Source organism: Actinoplanes oblitus, from assembly GCF_030252345.1.
GTDB classification, from domain to species: Bacteria; Actinomycetota; Actinomycetes; order Mycobacteriales; family Micromonosporaceae; genus Actinoplanes; species Actinoplanes oblitus.
Genome location: NZ_CP126980.1, coordinates 698921 through 717076, shown reverse-complemented (window position 1 = coordinate 717076; position 18156 = coordinate 698921). Strand labels below are relative to the sequence as shown.

The 18156-nt window shown below is 70.8% G+C and carries 19 protein-coding genes, 1 pseudogene and 1 riboswitch; of the genes and pseudogenes, 2 read left to right on the top strand and 18 right to left on the bottom strand.

The features are described from left to right. Positions 1 to 182 precede the first annotated feature (182 nt). Positions 183 to 2606 (top strand): DUF5305 family protein, encoded by a 2424-nt coding sequence (locus Actob_RS03305; protein ID WP_284918523.1) that lies wholly within the window; start codon positions 183 to 185, stop codon positions 2604 to 2606. Here the strand turns inward: Actob_RS03305 and thiC are convergent. From thiC to Actob_RS03260, 9 genes and pseudogenes are all read right to left on the bottom strand, one after another. Next, entirely contained in the window at positions 2603 to 4123 is a 1521-nt protein-coding gene (gene thiC / locus Actob_RS03300) for a phosphomethylpyrimidine synthase ThiC (RefSeq protein WP_284918522.1), read from the bottom strand. The genes Actob_RS03305 and thiC overlap by 4 nt on opposite strands. A gap of 72 nt (positions 4124 to 4195) precedes the next feature. After that, positions 4196 to 4957: a bifunctional hydroxymethylpyrimidine kinase/phosphomethylpyrimidine kinase gene (gene thiD / locus Actob_RS03295; RefSeq protein ID WP_284918521.1), complete on the bottom strand. Its 762-nt coding sequence runs from the start codon at positions 4955 to 4957 to the stop codon at positions 4196 to 4198. Between the two features lie 1037 nt (positions 4958 to 5994). Beyond that, positions 5995 to 6573 (bottom strand): annotated as a pseudogene (locus tag Actob_RS03290) (thiamine phosphate synthase); the annotation flags it as partial. Continuing rightward, positions 6567 to 7313, bottom strand: coding sequence for a thiazole synthase (locus tag Actob_RS03285; protein ID WP_284918520.1), 747 nt, complete (start codon positions 7311 to 7313; stop codon positions 6567 to 6569). The pseudogene Actob_RS03290 and the gene Actob_RS03285, both read right to left, overlap by 7 nt. Before the next feature lie 2 nt (positions 7314 to 7315). Then, complete coding sequence (gene thiS, locus Actob_RS03280; protein ID WP_284918519.1) at positions 7316 to 7516, bottom strand: sulfur carrier protein ThiS; 201 nt, start codon at positions 7514 to 7516, stop codon at positions 7316 to 7318. Then, on the bottom strand, positions 7507 to 8523 hold the full coding sequence (gene thiO, locus Actob_RS03275) for a glycine oxidase ThiO (protein ID WP_284918518.1): 1017 nt from the start codon (positions 8521 to 8523) through the stop codon (positions 7507 to 7509). The genes thiS and thiO overlap by 10 nt, the downstream gene beginning before the upstream one ends. Then, on the bottom strand, positions 8520 to 9104 hold the full coding sequence (locus Actob_RS03270) for a thiamine phosphate synthase (RefSeq protein WP_284918517.1): 585 nt from the start codon (positions 9102 to 9104) through the stop codon (positions 8520 to 8522). The genes thiO and Actob_RS03270 overlap by 4 nt, the downstream gene beginning before the upstream one ends. Further along, positions 9098 to 9208, bottom strand: a riboswitch (TPP riboswitch). It overlaps the preceding gene by 7 nt. Positions 9209 to 9241: 33 nt before the next feature. Beyond that, on the bottom strand, positions 9242 to 10888 hold the full coding sequence (locus Actob_RS03265) for an ABC-F family ATP-binding cassette domain-containing protein (RefSeq protein WP_284918516.1): 1647 nt from the start codon (positions 10886 to 10888) through the stop codon (positions 9242 to 9244). Positions 10889 to 10914: 26 nt separating this feature from the next. Beyond that, the gene (locus Actob_RS03260) at positions 10915 to 11535 is read right to left on the bottom strand and encodes a class I SAM-dependent methyltransferase (RefSeq protein WP_284918515.1); all 621 of its coding nucleotides are present in this window, start codon (positions 11533 to 11535) and stop codon (positions 10915 to 10917) included. A 95-nt stretch (positions 11536 to 11630) separates the two neighbouring features. Between Actob_RS03260 and Actob_RS03255 the strand changes: the two genes are divergently transcribed. After that, the gene (locus Actob_RS03255; protein ID WP_284918514.1) at positions 11631 to 12380 is read left to right on the top strand and encodes a hypothetical protein; all 750 of its coding nucleotides are present in this window, start codon (positions 11631 to 11633) and stop codon (positions 12378 to 12380) included. A 185-nt stretch (positions 12381 to 12565) separates the two neighbouring features. Here the strand turns inward: Actob_RS03255 and truA are convergent, their stop codons facing one another. The 9 genes from truA to Actob_RS03210 form a co-directional block, all read right to left on the bottom strand. Next, positions 12566 to 13390, bottom strand: a complete 825-nt coding sequence (truA, locus tag Actob_RS03250) for a tRNA pseudouridine(38-40) synthase TruA (protein WP_284918513.1) — start codon at positions 13388 to 13390, stop codon at positions 12566 to 12568. 148 nt (positions 13391 to 13538) lie between these two features. Then, positions 13539 to 14105 (bottom strand): 50S ribosomal protein L17, encoded by a 567-nt coding sequence (gene rplQ / locus Actob_RS03245; protein WP_284918511.1) that lies wholly within the window; start codon positions 14103 to 14105, stop codon positions 13539 to 13541. 38 nt (positions 14106 to 14143) lie between these two features. Further along, positions 14144 to 15166: a DNA-directed RNA polymerase subunit alpha gene (locus Actob_RS03240; RefSeq protein ID WP_014440749.1), complete on the bottom strand. Its 1023-nt coding sequence runs from the start codon at positions 15164 to 15166 to the stop codon at positions 14144 to 14146. 85 nt (positions 15167 to 15251) lie between these two features. Beyond that, a complete protein-coding gene (gene rpsD, locus Actob_RS03235) occupies positions 15252 to 15878 on the bottom strand; it encodes a 30S ribosomal protein S4 (protein ID WP_014687780.1) in 627 nt (208 codons plus the stop codon). A gap of 16 nt (positions 15879 to 15894) precedes the next feature. Further along, entirely contained in the window at positions 15895 to 16302 is a 408-nt protein-coding gene (gene rpsK / locus Actob_RS03230; protein ID WP_014440747.1) for a 30S ribosomal protein S11, read from the bottom strand. Positions 16303 to 16319: 17 nt separating this feature from the next. Then, a complete protein-coding gene (gene rpsM / locus Actob_RS03225; protein WP_185039472.1) occupies positions 16320 to 16700 on the bottom strand; it encodes a 30S ribosomal protein S13 in 381 nt (126 codons plus the stop codon). A gap of 150 nt (positions 16701 to 16850) precedes the next feature. Continuing rightward, positions 16851 to 16967 carry a 50S ribosomal protein L36 gene (rpmJ, locus tag Actob_RS03220; protein ID WP_014687778.1) on the bottom strand — a complete coding sequence of 39 codons (117 nt, stop codon included), beginning with the start codon at positions 16965 to 16967 and terminating at the stop codon, positions 16851 to 16853. A 48-nt stretch (positions 16968 to 17015) separates the two neighbouring features. Then, complete coding sequence (infA, locus tag Actob_RS03215; RefSeq protein WP_007073013.1) at positions 17016 to 17237, bottom strand: translation initiation factor IF-1; 222 nt, start codon at positions 17235 to 17237, stop codon at positions 17016 to 17018. Between the two features lie 441 nt (positions 17238 to 17678). Beyond that, on the bottom strand, positions 17679 to 18122 hold the full coding sequence (locus Actob_RS03210; protein ID WP_284918508.1) for a DUF1707 SHOCT-like domain-containing protein: 444 nt from the start codon (positions 18120 to 18122) through the stop codon (positions 17679 to 17681). Between the last annotated feature and the right edge of the window lie 34 nt (positions 18123 to 18156).

Here is an 18156-nt window from a genome sequence, read left to right as displayed (position 1 = left end):
GTGTGGTCCTCACGGCCCGGCCGGCGAGGAGTCCGACATCGGCTTACCGCGCTAGGGACTGAGTCGTCATATCCGCTTCGCTGCGTCGTTTCACCGTGGCCGCCATCCTCGCGATGGCGGCCATCGGCGCATGGGCGATCGGAACTCATCGCATTTCCTATGTCGTGACGCACGGCGTCAGCATGCAACCCCTGTACCACGCCGGTGACCTGGTCTTCCTCACAAAGGTCGATTCCTACGAGGTCGGCCAGATCGCCGCATACCATAGTGCCAGCGCCGACGTCGAGGTGCTGCACCGCATCATCGGTGGCGATGCCGAATCCGGATTCGTCTTCCAAGGCGACAACAACGATTTCATCGACCCGGCCCGGCCGGCCGCCGGGGAACTGATCGGACGAGCAGTCCTTCATGTCCCCCGCGGAGGCACCTGGCTCCGCCCCCTGCTCAGCCCCACCAGCCTGGGGATGGTCGGTTTCCTCGTCATCGGAGGCGGGGCGGGCGCTGCCGAGAACCGCAGGGACGTCCCGCGCGGTCGTCGTAAGAGGAAAGTGAAGGGCATGTCTCGCCAAGGCGGCTCCTGGGCAGCGGCAGCGGCCGTGGTCAAGGCGGTCAGCCGGCTCCACCCGATCCTTCGAGCGGCCGCCGCGCTCACCGCCCTCTGCGGAGCGGCCGGACTCCTGCTCGGCGTGGCCGGCTGGATGCGGCCCGCGACCCAGAGTGCCCCGATCAGCAACCAGAGCGGCGAGTCGATGCGGTTCTCGTACTCGGCCGAGGTGGAACGTTCGGCCGCCTACGACGGCACGGTCGCCTACTCGCCGGACCCGATCTACCGCAAGCTCGCCGACTTCGTCGACCTCCAGCTGCAGTACCGCGGGAAGCCCGGCCGGCTGAACGTCGACGCTCGCCTGTCCGCGCAGAGCGGATGGCACTCGACGATCCAGCTCTCCCAGCCTCGCCGATTCACCGCCGACCGCTATACCGGCACGGTTCTGCTCGACCTCGACGGGATGGCCGATCGCGCGCGGGAAGCCGCCCGGGCGATCGGCGCCGACCTCGGCCCGATCACCGTCCTGGTCATCGCGCACGTGCTGCACGACGACGGCAGCACCTTCGCGCCGCAACTCGCCCTCGGGCTGGGGCCGCTGCAACTCTCCATGGTCAACGGCCCCGACAGCCTGGTGGTCAGTCACTCCGGGAAGGCCGCCGGCGGTGCCACCTATCCGCGGCAGCTCAGCGTGCTCGGCCATGACCTCATGACGGCCGCCGCGGCACGAAATCACGCGATCCGGCTGCTGCTGATCGCCCTCGCCGGGATCATCGGCATCGGGCTGGCGGCGTCGCGGAGCGTGCCGCTGGCCACCCGGGCGCAGATCCAGCGACGGTACGGGCACCTGCTGGTGCCGATCGAGCCGATGGCGAAGCAGAGCGAGCCGGTGGTGACGGTGGCCACCTTCCCGGCGCTGGTGAAGCTGGCGGAGAAGTACGGTCAGATGATCCTGACCTGGACCCGGCCGGACGGTGCCGACGACTTCGTGGTTCGCGACGACGGGGTCATCTACCGGTTCCGCATCGTGCCGGCGCGGCCGGCCGGCGCGAAGCCGCCGCTGTCCGGGATGCCGCACCCCGCTCGCCACGCACGGAAGTCGGCGGCGCTCGGCATCGCCTCGGTCATCAACACTCCCGCCCCGCCGCCCGTCCAGACACCGGAGGCGCCGGCCCGCGAGACCCCGTTCCTGGAGACGGAACCGCCGCAACCTCCACCCGGAGAGCCGACGAGCCCGCCACCGGCAGCCCAAGAGCCGCCCACCCCGGAGCCCGCCACCCCGGAGCCGCCTTCCCGGGAGACCGCAGCCCAAGAGACGCCGTCTCAAGAGATTGCGGGCCAAGAGCCAGCCGCCCAGGCGACCCCGCCCGAGGAGGCCAAGCTCTTGGAAGCACCGCCCGAGGAGGCGAAGCCCTCGGAAACGCCGTCCGAGGAGGCCAAGCCCGCAGAGGCGCCGCCACCAGAGGCGCGGGACCCGGCCGAGCTCGAGCAGTCCCCCGCCGCCGAAGAATCCCCAGTCGCGGAAGCCCCGCCCCGCACCACCCAGCGAAAGCCCAAGCCCGCGCGCCAGACCACCACTCCGCGAGCAGCCAAGACCGCGCGGAAGACGGCCGGGCCGCCGGCGACGGAACCCGGGGTGGTGGCTCCAGCCGTACCCCAAGAGGCTCTGACCGGGCCGGCGGACGACCCGGCGGCGGGCAGCGGTGCCGCACCGGAGAAAGCCGCTCCCCGGAAGCGTGCGGCTCCCCGCAAACCGCGCGCCCGCAAGGCCGCCGCCCCGAAGACCGAGATCCCGAAGACCGAGATCCCGAAGACCGAGGCCCCGAAGACCGAGGCCGAGCCGTCGGCCGCCGCAGCCGACGGCGAGAGCGCGGCGGCGGAACGCAAGGCCGCCGAAGAGCTGGCCGACCGCAACAAGGTCCTGGAGGAGTCCATCGCTCGCAAGGCCGAGCAGGACCAGGCCGCCGCCGACCGGGCCCGCAAGGAGCGGCTGGCACGCAGCGCCCCGCGTGACCCGGTCTTCGACTTCTTGCCGCGCGACAAGCAGCCCCGGGACGACTAGGCCGAGGTGACCGGCAGGTAGACCCGGCCGCCGGCGTCCACGAACTCCGAGGACTTGGCCTTCATCCCGGCTGCCCGCAGCTCGTGGCTGATCTTCATGGAGCAGAACTTCGGGCCGCACATCGAGCAGAAGTGCGCGGTCTTCGCCGGTGCGGCCGGCAGGGTCTCGTCGTGGTACGCCCGGGCCGTCTCCGGGTCGAGGGCCAGCTCGAACTGGTCCTCCCAGCGGAACTCGAACCGGGCGTGCGACAGCGCGTCGTCCCACGCCTGCGCGCCGGGATGGCCCTTCGCCAGGTCCGCCGAGTGCGCCGCGATCTTGTAGGCGATCATCCCGGCCTTGACGTCCTCCTTGTTGGGCAGGCCGAGGTGCTCCTTCGGGGTGACGTAGCAGAGCATCGCGGTGCCGAACATTCCGATCATCGCCGCGCCGATCGCCGACGTGATGTGGTCGTAGGCCGGGGCGATGTCGGTGGCCAGCGGGCCGAGCGTGTAGAACGGCGCACCCGAGCACAGCTCCTGCTGCAGGTCCACGTTCTCCTTGATCTTGTGCATCGGCACGTGGCCGGGGCCCTCGACCATCACCTGGACGTCGTACTCCCAGGCGATGTGCGTCAGCTCGCCCAGCGTGCGCAGCTCGGCGAACTGCGCCTCGTCGTTGGCGTCGGCGATCGAGCCGGGGCGCAGGCCGTCGCCGAGGGAGAACGTGATGTCGTACTCCCGGAAGATCTCGCACAGCTCCCGGAAGTGCTCGTACAGGAAGTTCTGCCGGTGCTCGGCGAGACACCAGGCCGCCATGATCGATCCGCCGCGGGAGACGATCCCGGTGACCCGCTCGGCGGCGAGCGGCACGTATTCGAGCAGCACCCCGGCGTGGATGGTCATGTAGTCCACGCCCTGCTCGGCCTGCTCGATCACGGTCTCCCGGAACAGTTCCCAGGTCAGCTTGAGCGGATCGCCGTTGACCTTCTCCAGGGCCTGGTAGATCGGCACGGTCCCGATCGGCACCGGCGAGTTCCGGACGATCGCCTCCCGGGTCTCGTGGATCCGCGGCCCGGTGGACAGGTCCATCACGGTGTCCGCACCCCAGCGGGTGGCCCAGGTCAGTTTCTCCACCTCCTCGGCGACCGACGAGGTCACCGCCGAGGTGCCGATGTTCGCGTTGACCTTCACCAGGAACTTCGACCCGATGATCATCGGTTCGGACTCCGGGTGGTTGCGGTTGGCCGGCAGCACCGCGCGCCCCGCCGCGATCTCGTCCCGCACCACTTCCGGGTCGACCCCTTCGCGGACCGCGACGAACTCCATCTCCGGCGTGATGTCGCCGGCCCGCGCGGCGGCGAGCTGGGTCCGCCCGTCCCACCACGGCTGCCGCAGCTTCGGCAGACCTTGCTCGGGGTCACTGCCCGGACCGGACGTGTCGTAGAGCCGGACCGGCGGGTTGTCGCCGGTCAGCACCACCTCGCTGAACGGCACCCGGATCTCCGGACGGGAGCCCTCCACGTAGACCTTGCGCCTCATGTTTCCTCCCAGATAGGTACAAAACCGGCGGCGGATGGCAGCACGCCACCCCGCCGGAGCATCGACGTGGGACTAAGCCCAGAAGTGATCAAGCGGTCCGGGCCCGGCGCCCAGCCGCCAGGAGGCGCCACCGCGCAGCGCCCCGGTCACGTACCTCTTCGCCGCCGCGACCGCCTCCGGGACCGGATCACCGGCCGCCAGCCGTACCGCGATCGCCGAGGAGAAGGTGCACCCCGACCCGTGGTTGTTCGCCGTCGGCACCGGCTCGCCGGGCAGCTCGGTGACCACACCGTCGGCCCAGAGCACGTCGACGGCCAGTTCGCTGCCGGTCACCACCACGGCCCGCGGCCCGAGTCCGGCCAGCACGGCCGCCGCGGCGGCCATCTCCGAGGTGGTCTCCACCCGATGTCCGCTCAGGGCGCCGGCCTCCGCCCGGTTCGGCGTCACCACTTCGGCGTACGGCAGGAGCACCGAAACCGTGGAAGCCTCCCCGAGCCGGCTGCCGGACGTGGCGACCAGTACCGGGTCGACGACGAGGTGGGGCAGCCGGGCGGCGCGATCGGCGATCACCTTGGCGACTGCCGGGTCGGCGATCATCCCGACCTTGACGGCGGCCACCGGGAAGTCGCTGAGCACGGCGTCCAGCTGCGCCGCGACGATGTCGGCCGGGACCGGGTGGATGGCTGTCACCCCTCGCGTGTTCTGCGCGGTGATCGCGGTGAGCACCGAGGTGCCGTAGGCGCCGAGCGCGGCGAAGGTTTTGAGATCGGCCTGGACGCCGGCGCCGCCGCCGGAGTCGGAGCCGGCGATGGTGAGCACTACGGGCGGCGTCATGCGGGGGCCTCGTGGTGCCGTTGTCCACAGTGCGGGGTTGTCCACAGGGGGCCGGCGGGATCTTGGGGGTGGGGGTCAGGATGGTGCTTGGGGTCGCCCCCCAGGGAGGGCGGGGGCTGCGTCCGGGTTGCGGCTTGTCGGTCCGGGCTGGCACTGACAGTCGTATCAGCGCCCTCGACACCACCATGAGCACCAGCCAATCTGACCGAGCTGGCACTCACAGTCGTATCAACACCCCCGACACCACCATCAGCACCAGCCCACCTCACCGAGCTGGCACTCACAGTCGCATCAACACCCCCGACACCACCACGAGCACCAGCCGAACGTGCGAGGCGGGCGCTAATGGCTGTTCCGGGAGCTGCTTGACCAGCGCACACGGAAGGCGCCACCTCACGGCTAGCGCTGACGGTGGTATCCCGGCCCACGACACCACCATGAGCACCAGCCGACGTCACCCGGCTGGCACTGAGAGTCGCATCCGGCCCCTCGACACCACCACGACCACCAGCCGACGTCACCCGGCTGGCACTGAGAGTCGCATCCGGCCCCTCGACACCACCACGACCACCAGCCGACGAAACCCGGCTGGCACTGAGAGTCGCATCCGGCCCCACGACACCACCACGACCACCAGCCAACGAAACCCGGCTGGCACTGAGCGTCGCATCCGGCCCCACGACACCACCACGACCACCAGCCAACGAAACCCGGCTGGCACTGAGAGTCGCATCCGGCCCCACGACACCACCACGACCACCAGCCAACGAAACCCGGCTGGCACTGAGCGTCGCATCCGGCCCCACGACACCACCACGACCACCAGCCAACGAAACCCGGCTGGCACTGAGAGTCGCATCCGGCCCCACGACACCACCACGACCACCAGCCAACGAAACCCGGCTGGCACTGAGAGTCGCATCCGGCCCCACGACACCACCACGACCACCAGCCAACGAAACCCGGCTGGCACTGAGCGTCGCATCCGGCCCCACGACACCACCACGACCACCAGCCGACCCCGCTTGGCTGCGACCCGCGGCTGCGTGACACGCCGCCGCGAAGGCACCGGCCAGCGTCCGGGCGACCCGCTCCGGGTTCGCCGCCCGCATGATCGCCCCCAGCACCGCGATCCCCGCCGCACCGGCGGCCGCGCACTCGGCGGCCCGGGCCGCCGAGTCCACCCCGCCGAGCGCGAGCCACGGCACGGCGCCGGCCAGCGCCGCCGCGTGCTCGGCCCCGAGCGCGGGACCGTATCCCGGCTTGGTCGCCGTCGGGTAGATCGGCGAGAGCGTCACATAGTCCACCTCGGACAGCGGCTCGATGCCGTGCCAGGAGCGGCCGACCAGGGGCACGCCGGCCGGGACCGGGTCGGCCGCGGCCAGGTGCACCGCCGCGCCGCCGAGCGGGTCGGGGCCGGCCACGATCAGTCGCCCGGCGGGCACCACAGCGCGCAGTTGGGCCGCCAGCTCGGCGCGCTGCTCGGGCGGCAGATCACGTTCGCGGAGCACTACCCAGGCGGCACCACCGCGTACCGCCGCGGCGATCGTCTCCACCAGCGGCCCGGCGGTGGACCGCCGGTCGGTGAGCACGACGAGCCCGCCCGGCGTCACCACACCGGGATCCCGTCGTCCGGTGTGGACGCCACCGCGTGGAAGCGGCGTGGGATCCGTCCGGCCTGCCGGGCCAGCCGCCCGGCCGCCACCGCGTGCCGCATCGCCACCGCCATCGTGGTGGGGTCGTCGGCCCGGGTGATCGCGCTGGCCACCAGCACCGCGTCGCAGCCCAGTTCCATGGCGAGCGCGGCGTCCGAGGCGGTGCCGATCCCGGCGTCGAGGACCACCGGCACGTCGACGCTCTGCCGGATCAGTTCGATGTGGTGCGGGTTGGAGATGCCCAGCCCGGAACCGATGGGCGAGCCGGCCGGCATCACCGCGGCGCAGCCCGCGTCGGCCAGCCGGCGGGCCAGGATCGGGTCGTCGGTGGTGTACGGCAGGACCGTGAAGCCGTCGACGACCAGCGCCTCCGCCGCCTTCAGCAGCTCGACGCCGTCCGGCAGCAGGGTCCGCTCGTCGCCGATCACCTCCAGCTTGATCAGGTCGGTCTCGAACGCCTCCCGGGCCATCTTGGCCGTCTTGATCGCGTCGCCGGCGGTGTAGCAGCCGGCCGTGTTCGGCAGGATCCGCACCTTGAGCCGCTCCAGCATCGGCAGCAGCCCGGGACCGGCCGCCTCGACCCGGCGGAGCGCCACAGTGACCAGGTCGGTCTCCGACGCGACGATCGCCTCCTCCAGCGCGGCGAGGCTGTTCGCGCCGCCGGTGCCGAGGATGAGTCCGTTCTCCGGCAACAGGTCCATGGTCAGCCGCCCTGCGCCGCGGTGAGCACCTCGACCGCGTCGCCGTCGGCGAGGTCGACCTGTGCCCAGGTGGATCGTGGGACTACCGAGCCGTTGACGGCGACCGCGACACCGCGGTGCGCGTCGGTGATCTCCGCTACCAGTACGGCGACCGAGCAGGACTCGGGCCGGGTCTGGTGCCGGCCGTTGACGGTCAGGCGCATCCGAACCTCCCGGGGGTGAAGTCGTCGATGATCGGATCGGTCTTGCCGGTGAGCACCAGGTCGGCGATCAGCCTCGCGGTGATCGGTGCGAGCAGGATGCCGTTGCGGTGGTGCCCGGCGGCGACGACCACGTTGTCGCGGAGAGTGCCGAGGACCGGCGCGTTGTCCGGGGTGCCGGGGCGGTGCCCGACGGTGACCTCGGCGAGCTCGTGCTCGGCCAGGCCGGGTACCAGGTCCAGGGCGGCGCGCAACAGATCGTGGACGCCGCCGGCGGTGGGCGTGCTGTCGGTGCGTTCCTCCTGGGTGGCGCCGACCACGACCTCACCGTCGGCGCGCGGGACCAGGTAGACGTGCCGGCCGTCGGCGGCCCCGTCGATCACGTGCCGGAGCAGTCCCGGCTCGCCTCGCAGGCGCAGCACCTGGCCTTTCACCGGCCGGATCGGCAGCCCGGTGAGCCCTGCCGTGCCGCAGCCGGCCGCGACCACCACGACGTCGGCTTCCACTTCGGACACGTCGGAGACAAACCGATTTACGGTACGCCCGCCGAGCATCCCGCGCAGCGCCCGCACCACCCGGCGCGGATCCACCTGCCGCTCGGTCGGCGCGAAGACACCGGCCCGCACTCGGGGCGAGAGCGAGGGGGCGAGCTCCCGGAGCTGCGAGCCGGTGAGCGGCGACAACCCCTGGTGCTTCCACTCGCGCGCCATCTCGGTCACGTCATCAGCGGTCAGCGCCACCCCGAGCGTCCCGGCGTCGTCGTAGCCGACGTCACCGAGCGACGCGGCGAACGCCGGCCACAGCTCGTTCGACGCCGCCAGCAGCCGTTCCAGCTGGGGGAACTCGAAGACCGACTCGCCGGCCGGTGCCAGCATCCCGGCCGCGACGTGCCAGGCGCCCTCGGTGCCCTCCGGCGCCGGGTCGTAGACGGTGACGTCCGCACCGCGCCGCAGCAGCTCGGCCGCGATGCTCAGCCCGATGATCCCGCCGCCGACGACCGCGGCTCTCATGCCAGGACCTCGAGGAACGCGGCGGCCGAGCCCCGCGGGTCGGCGGTGAACGCGGCGACGGCGGCGATCCCGTGGGTCTTCAGCAGCGGCGCCCGTTCCAGGGTGATGCCGCCGATCGCCAGCACCGGGGTGCCGGGCACCGCGGCGGCGACCTCCGCCACCCGGTCCGGTCCGAGCGGTGGCGGGAGTCCGTCCTTCGTGGACGTCGCGAAGGCCGGGCCGACTCCCAGGTAGGAGGCGCCCTCGGCGACCGCGGCGCGAGCCGCCTCCGGGGTGCGGCAGGTGGCCCCGACGACGGCGTCCGGCCCGAGGACCCGGCGGGCGGCGTGGACGGGCAGGTCGTCGGCGCCCACGTGCACGCCGTCGGCACCGGCCGCGAGAGCGACCCCGATCCGGTCGTTGACCAGGCACATCGCTCCGGCTGCCCGGCAGATCTGGACGGCTTCGACGGTTACCGCGTACGCGAAACGGTCGTTGCTCTTGATTCTGATCTGCACCGCCACGCCGGGTTGCGCCACCCCGCGCACGACGTCGAGGTCGTCGGTGATGACGTGCAGTCTGGGGAACGACAATGCGTCCATGACGCGCTCCTCCCTGCGCCGGCATGACCCGGATCAGGTTCGACGGTCGGGGGCCGCATCAGCCCCCCTCTCAGCCCGGTGCCCGGACTCCCGTGGGTTGTAGTAACCGGACCCTAACCGGTCCGTCACCAAAAAAGCTAGCGAACGTCCCAGACCGGTTCGGGGACCTCGACCACCTCGTTGTCGCTCCTGAACAGCACGAAACGATCGAAGGACCTGGTGAACCAGCGGTCGTGGGTGACGGCTATCACGGTGCCCTCGAAGCCCTTCAATCCCTCCTCCAGCGCCTCCGCCGAGGCCAGGTCGAGGTTGTCGGTCGGCTCGTCGAGCAGCAGCAGCGTCGCCCCGGACAGCTCCAGCAGCAGCACCAGGAACCGCGCCTGCTGACCGCCGGAGAGGGTGCCGAACCGCTGGTCGCCCTGCGCCGAGAGCTCGTACCGGCTCAGGTGTTTCATCGAGCCGGCGCGGTCCATCCCGGAGCGGTGCTCGTCACCCCGCCAGAGGATCTCGACGAGCGTCTTGTCCACCAGCTCGGGGCGGTCGTGGGTCTGCGAGAAGTGGCCGGGCCGCACCCGCGCGCCGAGACGTGCGACACCGTGGTGCCGCACCGGCGTGAGCGGTGCCCCGTCGACCGGCTGGTGCTCCAGGTCGGGTTCGCTGCCGCCGGCCGCGAGCAGGCGCAGGAAGTGCGACTTGCCGGTGCCGTTGGCGCCCAGGACGGCGACCCGGTCGCCGTACCAGATCTCCAGGTCGAACGGGAACGTCAGGTCCTCCAGCTCCAGGTTCTCGCAGATCACCGAGCGCTTGCCGGTACGGCCGCCGCGCAGGTTCATCCGCACCGACTGGTCCTTGGGCGGCAGCGGCGGCGGGCCGGCCTCCTCGAACTTGCGCAGCCGGGTCTGCGCGGCCTGGTAGCGCGAGGCCAGCCCGTCGTTGAAGGCCGCCTTGTTCTTCAGCGTGAAGACCAGCTCGCGGAGTTTCTCGTGCTCCTCGTCCCAGCGGCGGCGCAGCTCCTCCATCCGCTCGTGCCGGTTCGACCGGGCCTCGTGCCAGGAGGCGAACCCGCCCGGATGCGTCCACGCGCCACCGCCCTCGACGGCGACCACCCGGTCAGCGGTCTGCGCCAGCAGCTCCCGGTCGTGCGAGATGTAGAGCACCGACTTGTTCGACTCGCGGATCCGCTGCTCCAGCCAGCGTTTGGCGGGCACGTCGAGGAAGTTGTCCGGCTCGTCGAGCAGCAGCACCTCGTCGCCGCCGCGCAGCAGCAGGTCGAGGGCGAAGCGTTTCTGCTCGCCGCCGGAGAGGGTCCGGACGATCCGGCTGCGAGCCTCGTCCCACGGCTTGCCCAAGATCGCGACGGCGACCGTGTCGAAGAGCACCTCGGCGTCGTATCCGCCGACCTCGCCCCAGGTGGCCAGCGCGTTCGCGTACGCGATCTGGCTCTTCTCGGTGTCGTCCAGCCGCTCCGTCGCGAGCCGCAATGCCAGCCCGGCCTCGCGCAGCGGCGGCGCGACCAGCGACAGGGCCAGGTCCTCCAGCGTCCGGTCGTCGCCGATCATGCCGATGAACTGGCGCATCACACCGAGCCCGCCGGAGCGCGCGACAGTCCCGCTCTGCGCCGGGATGTCCCCGGCCACCGTCCGCAGCAGGGTGGTCTTGCCCGCCCCGTTCGGCCCGACCAGGGCGACCTTGGCGCCCTCGCCGACCCGGAACGACACGTCGGTGAAGAGCTCCCGCCCGTCGGGCAGCACGAAACCGACGCCGGCGACATCCACGTAACCCATGTCCGGCATCCTGCCGGGTCGAGGTCTCAGATGGCAGCCGGTTTTCCGGTCACCTTGAGCACCCGAAAACCTCGCTGGCTGGCGATCCGCTCGACCTGCCAACCCTTCGCGACGAGCCAGGTGTGCAGGGAGTCACCGCCCAGGTTCCGGTTGATCACCAGCCAGGCCACGCCAGCCGGGGCGAGCCGGGGCAGCCAGCGCTCCATCAGCGCGTGCAGCTCGGCCTTGCCGACGTGGGTGGGCGGGTTGCTCCAGATCTGGGTGAAGGTGACATCGGCCGGGACGTCCTCCGGCGAACTCACCCGGACCCGGTCGGCCAGCCCGAGACTCGCGGCGTTCTCGGCGGTCAGCTCGCGAGCGCGGGAGTTCACGTCGATCGCGTGGACGGTCGCCCCTGGCGCCTCGGTGGCCAGCACGCAGGTGATCGGGCCGTAACCGCAGCCGAGGTCGAGCAGCGCACCCCCGGTGTCACCGGTCGGCAGGCCGGCCTTGCGCAGCAGCACCGCGGTGCCCGGGTCGAGCCGGCCGGCGGAGAACACCCCGGAGGCGACGGCGAGCCGGTAGTCCCGGCCGGCCACGCTGAACTCGATCTCACCCCGGCGCATCGGGGCGTCCGGGTCGGTGCTGAAGTAATGCTCGGCGGTCACCCGCTCAGTCTCCCGCGTAACAACGCCGCCCGGGCGACCGGGTGCCGGACACGCTGTGCGTTCATAGATCGACGTGCCCTCCTACGTTGACACCCATGCGGTACGCCACCCCGAACCGCTCCGCCCACCGCGCCACCCCGGCACTCGACCTGATGTTCCTGGTCCGGAGCCTCCCCCGGCCCAGCGCCGGCCAGCACCGCCAGCACCCCCGAACTCAGGCCCCGCCGCGACGGCACGCCTGGCGTGAGCCGTATCCGGCCATCCAACTACTCACCCGCGGCCTGGCCGCCATGATCGTGCTGGGCATCTTCCTCACCCTCGGCTTCCTGATCGTGGCCGACGACCACCAGGACCCGGCCGCCCCCACCGGCCGGGTGCCGCTGACCGTCCCGGAGGCCTTTCCGGCCGGCGCCGCCGGCTATCAGGTGGACCGGGCGGTGGCCGAGACCGACTGCACGCTCGCGGTCACCGGCGACTTGCGGTCCGCGCTTTCCGGGTACGGCTGCAGCCAGGCCGTCCGTGCCAGCCTCACCGTCCCGGACGGGGCCTACCAGGTCACCGCCGGCATCCTGGACCTGGCCGACGCGCAGAGCGCCGCGGCCGTCGCCGACCGGGTCCGCGCCCTGGTGGAGACCGGCGACGGCGGTTTCACCTCGATGTCCGGCAGCCCGACCGCCGCGGGCACCCCGATCGGCTGGCGGGCCCGCGGTCACTACCTGATCTACTGCGCGATCACCGAGGCGGGCGGCGCACCCGCGCTCGGCGAGGACCCGCGGCTGGCGCAGATCACGGCTCACCTGCTCGACTCGTATCTCAGTGACGAGGTCCTCGCGCGCCACGGCTGAGCAGCGCTCCCACCCTTCCCGGGCTGGCACTCACGGTGGCATCCCCGCCCCGCACAGAACCCCCACAACCAGCCGAGACCCCCGGGCTGGCACTCACGGTGGCATCCCCGCCCCGCACAGAACCCCCACGACCAGCCGGGTGGTGGGAGCGGGCGGCGTCACCGCCGGACGGGACCGTGTGGACGTCAGGCGCGCAGGCGGCGGGTGGCGTCGGCGCGGGCCGCGTATTCGGCCTCGGCCGGGTAGCCGACAGCGACCAGCGTCAGGCCGTGCGCCGGAGCGACAGTCACCTCGCTGGAGCGTTCCCGCAGGGTGAGCAGCTTGGCCGGCCAGTCCGGCTCGCGGCGGCCCTCGCCCACGGCGAGCATCGCACCGACCAGGCTGCGGACCATGGCCTGGCAGAAGGCGTCGGCCTGCACGGTGGCGACCAGCGTACGGTCCGCGTCCCGGCGCCAGTCCAACCGGTTGATCGCGCGGATCGTGGTGGCGTGCTCCTTGCGCTTGCAGAACGCCGCGAAGTCGTGCTCGCCGAGCAGCCCGGCGGCGGCGGCGTTGAGCCGGTCCAGGTCGAGCGGACGCGGCCAGCCGAGGGTGTCGTAACGCCGCAGCGGCTCCGGTCCCCAGCCGTCGTCACAGACCCGGTACTCGTAGCGGCGGAAGGTGGCCGAGAACCGGGCGTCGAAGCTGTCCGGCACCGGCAGCACGCCCTTGACCCGGGCATCCGGCGGCATCAGCGCGCTCAGCCGGCGCGGCAGCGAGCCGGCCAGCTCCGCGTAGCGCTCGGCGGGCAACTCGATGTGGCACACCTGGCCGGTGGCGTGCACCCCGGCGTCGGTCCGACCGGCCACCGTCAGGCCCAGCGGCCAGTCCGCGCCCGAGGCGCCGAGGACGCGGTGCAAGGCCTCGACCAGAACCCCGGCTACGGTACGGCGTCCAGGCTGCGCCGCCCAGCCGGAGAAGTCCCGGCCGTCGTACGAGACGTCCAGTCGTAGGCGGATGGTTTCCGTCATGCCGCAGCGCGCTCCTCGGCCTGGAACACGACCCGCCTCGCGTCGCCGCTGCCACGGGACTGTGCTCAGGCCGTACCGAAATGGTGTGGTGGTGAAACCGAAAGGCCCGGCACCCTGAACGGATGCCGGGCCTCACTTCGAAGCGATGTCAGGCCTTGGCGGTGTCGTCGCCCTCGGCCTGGTCACCGGGGCCCTCGGCGCCCTTGTCGCCGGAGGCGTTGACCGGAGGCTCGGCGTCCTGGTCGTCGGCGACGGCCGGAACCGTCTCCTCCGGGGCCAGAGCCTCGACCTTGTCCTGCTGCGCGGTGGCCTTGCGAGCGGCGGACTTGGCGGCCGGCGCGGTGGTGGCCGCGACCGGAGCCTCCTCGACCAGCTCGATGATCGCCATCGGAGCGGCGTCGCCCTTGCGCGGGCCGGTCTTGGTGATCCGGGTGTAGCCACCGGGGCGACCGGTGTACCGCGGAGCGATCTGCTCGAACAGGGCGTACACGACGTCCTTGTCCTTCACGGTGGCCAGCACCCGGCGACGGGCGTGCAGGTCGCCCCGCTTGGCCTTCGTGATGAGCTGCTCAGCCAGCGGGCGCAGCCGCTTCGCCTTGGTCTCGGTGGTCTTGATCTTCCCGTGCCGGAAGAGCTCGGTGGCCAGGTTCGCCATGATGAGCTTCTCGTGTGCCGGGCTGCCGCCGAGGCGGGCACCCTTCGTGGGCGTGGGCATTTCAGATGCTCCTTGAAAAGATGCGCAGGGCCGAGAGCTTAGAGCTGCTCGGTCTCGCGGTAATCGTCGGTGTCGTAGTCCACGTCGCCGAACGAGTCCACGACGTGCGCCGGGTCGAAGGACGGCGCGCTGTCCTTGAGGCCCAGGCCCATTCCGGCGAGCTTCATCTTGACCTCGTCGATGGACTTCTGGCCGAAGTTCCGGATGTCCAGAAGGTCGGCCTCGGTACGCCCTATCAATTCGCCCACCGAGTTGATGCCCTCGCGCTTGAGGCAGTTGTACGACCGGACGGTGAGGTCCAGCTCCTCGATCGGGAGAGCCAGGTCGGCAGCGAGCTGCGCGTCCTGCGGCGACGGGCCGATGTCGATGCCCTCGGCGGTCTCGTCCAGCTCCCGGCACAGGCCGAACAGCTCGACCAGGGTCGAGCCGGCCGAGGCCAGCGCGGTCCGCGGCGAGATGGACGCCTTCGACTCGACGTCGATGATCAGACGGTCGAAGTCGGTGCGCTGCTCGACACGGGTCGCCTCGACACGGTAGGTCACCTTGAGCACCGGCGAGTAGATCGAGTCGACCGGGATCCGGCCGATCTCCGCGCCCGCGCTCTTGTTCTGCGCCGCGGTGACGTAGCCACGGCCACGCTCCACGGTCAGCTCCATGTCGAGCCGGCCCTTGCTGTTCAGCGTCGCCAGCTTCAGATCGGGGTTGTGCACCGAGACACCGGCCGGCGGCTGGATGTCTCCGGCGGTCACGTCGCCAGGGCCCTGCTTGCGCAGGTACATGCTGACCGGCTCGTCGTGCTCGGAGCTGACGGTCAGTTCCTTGACGTTCATGACCAGCTCGACCACGTCCTCCTTGACACCGGGGATCGTGGTGAACTCGTGCAGCACGCCGTCGATCTTGATGCTGGTGACCGCCGCGCCCGGGATGGACGACAGCAGGGTCCGCCGCAGCGAGTTGCCGAGGGTGTAGCCGAAGCCCGGCTCCAGCGGTTCGATGGTGAACCGGGAACGGGTCTCGCTGAGCGACTCCTCCGAGAGGGTCGGCCGCTGGCTGATGAGCACGCTGTTCTTCTTTCTGTCAGGCCAACCGCTATTTGATGGCCATCTGGTTTGCCCGGCACCTCATGACGAAGCACCGGGCAAATTGCTACTTGGAGTAAAGCTCCACGATCAGCTGCTCCTGGACCTGCGTGTCGATGACAGCGCGGGCCGGGAGCGTGTGGATCAGGATCTTCATCTCGCTCGGGATGGGCTCCAGCCACGCCGGCACCGGCCGGGAACCGGCCTGGGCCTGGGCGACGACGAAGGGGGTCATCTCCTTCGACTTCTCCCGGAGCGTGACGATGTCGTGCTCCTTCACCCGGTACGACGGGATGTCGACCTTGACGCCGTTCACCAGGAAGTGGCCGTGCTTGACCAGCTGGCGGGCGGCGTCGCGGGACGCGGCGTAACCGGCCCGGTAGACGACGTTGTCCAGACGCGACTCGAGGATCTGCAGCAGCACCTCACCGGTCTTGCCGGGCTTGGTGACAGCCTCCTCGTAGTACCCGCGGAACTGCTTCTCCAGCACGCCGTAGACGCGGCGGGCCTTCTGCTTCTCGCGGTGCTGGAGCAGGTACTCGGTCTCCTTGGTCCGGCCACGGCCGTGCTGGCCGGGCGGGAAGGGACGCGACTCGAACGGGCACTTCGGCCCGTCGCACTTGCTGCCCTTGAGGAACAGCTTCATCTTCTCGCGGCGGCAGCGCTTGCAGTCCGCACCAACGTAACGAGCCATTGCTTCGATATCTCCCTTAGACCCGGCGACGCTTCGGCGGACGGCAACCGTTGTGCGGCTGCGGGGTCACGTCGGAGATCTGACCGACCTCGAGACCAGCGGCCTGCAGCGAACGGATGGCGGTCTCCCGGCCGGAACCGGGGCCCTTGACGAACACGTCGACCTTGCGCATGCCGTGCTCCATGGCCCGGCGAGCGGCGGCCTCGGCGGCCAGCTGCGCGGCGAACGGAGTCGACTTGCGGGAGCCCTTGAAGCCCACCTGGCCGGACGAGGCCCAGGAGATGACCGCACCGGTCGGGTCGGTGATCGACACGATGGTGTTGTTGAAGGTGCTCTTGATGTGCGCCTGCCCGTGGGCGACGTTCTTGCGTTCCTTGCGCCGGACCTTCTTGACTGCGGCCCCTGCGCGTGCCTTCGGTGGCATAAGTCAGTGCGCTCCTATTACTTCCGACCGGGCTTCTTCTTACCGGCGACCGTGCGCTTCGGGCCCTTACGGGTACGAGCGTTGGTCCGGGTCCGCTGACCCCGCACGGGCAGGCCCTTGCGGTGGCGGATGCCGGCGTAGCAGCCGATCTCAACCTTGCGGCGGATGTCCGCGGCGACCTCGCGGCGCAGGTCGCCCTCAACCTTGAAGTTGGCCTCAATGTATTCGCGGAGCTTGAGCAGCTCCTCCTCAGTGAGGTCCTTGGCGCGCTTGTTCAGGTCGATCGCCGTAGCGTTCAGTGCTTCGACGGACCGGGTGCGCCCGATCCCGAAGATGTAGGTGAGCGCGATCTCCATCCGCTTTTCGCGGGGAAGATCGACGCCGACGAGACGTGCCATTAGTGGGCGTACTCCTCGTTTTTGTCGCGGAGGTCTGTGCCCGTCCCCTCCCGCCTGCCCGGGCGGGCCCCGGCCTCCGACCGGGGGTACAGCCGCCTCGCGACGACTGGGACGGGCTTATTCAGTGGTGCGGATCTTGCGCGGGTCTACTCAGCCCTGACGCTGCTTGTGGCGCGGGTCGGTGGAGCAGATGACCATGACCCGGCCGTGCCGCCGGATGATCCGGCAGTTGTTGCAGATCCGCTTGACGCTCGGCTTGACCTTCACGGTTTGCCTTAACTCTCAGTCAGACGGGACATAAAACCCCGCGACCCGTTACTTGTAGCGGTAGACGATTCGCCCGCGGGTCAGGTCGTACGGCGACAGTTCGACGACGACCCTGTCCTCGGGAAGGATGCGGATGTAGTGCTGGCGCATCTTCCCGGAGATGTGTGCCAGGACCTTGTGACCATTGGCGAGCTCAACGCGGAACATGGCGTTCGGCAGGGGCTCGATCACTCGGCCTTCGATCTCGATGGCTCCGTCTTTCTTAGGCATGTCCTCCGCTACCTGACATCGGGTTCTGGGGCAGGCTGTGCAACGTCGTACCCGAGCCTCTTGGGGGGCTCGGACCAGCCGCGGCTCCCCCGTTCCTCGAAGCGCTGAGGACATGAAGGAGTGGACGCTGCGCGCCAGCAAGCCAGTCTACGCGCACGTTTCGGGGACGCCAAACCGAGGTCACCGTTACCCGGGGTCGGGCGTGTCACGCGCGTCTCAGCCGCCCCGGCAGGCCCGGATCAGCGGTCTCTGTCGCCCGTGCTCCGCGGCTCCCACAGGCCCGCTCAGCGGCCCTAGCGGCCGCGCCCGTCACCGGCCACCGGCCACCGGCCACGGCGACGGCCATCTCGCTCAGCGGCCTCGGCGAGCCACGGTCGGCGGCACCGGCAGACCCACTCAGCGGCCTCGGCAGGTCTCGGTCGGCGGCACCGGCCGTCTCGCTCAGCGGCCTCGGCGGCCGCGCTCCGTGAAGGCGCCGACGCCCGTGATGATCACCGGGATCAGGACCCAGGCGGGCCAGAAATACTGAGCGTGCCCCGAGGTGAACGAGGTGACCGCCCAGATCAACGTGCAGATCAGGAAGGCGGTCAGGGCAGACTGAAAGGTGTGCCGGCCGCTGTGGCCGCGCTCGGCCTTGCCGACCGGCACGGCGGCCGGGTGCTGCGCCGGGATGTGTGGCTGCATCTGGGACTGCCGGGGCGGCACCGTGCCGGGCAGGTCGTCGAGGAGACCGTCCAGATCCGCGTAGGTCCGGGCGCCGTAGGCCCGCTGGACCCGCTCGTCGTACTCGTTCAGATCGAGCCGGCCCTCGTCGAGCGCGGACTTCAACTGATCCGCTACGCGCTGACGATCACTGTCGCCGGCCCGCATCCCCTCGCGTCCCATGGGTCACAGCATGCCAGGCGGACGCTCGTCCTCC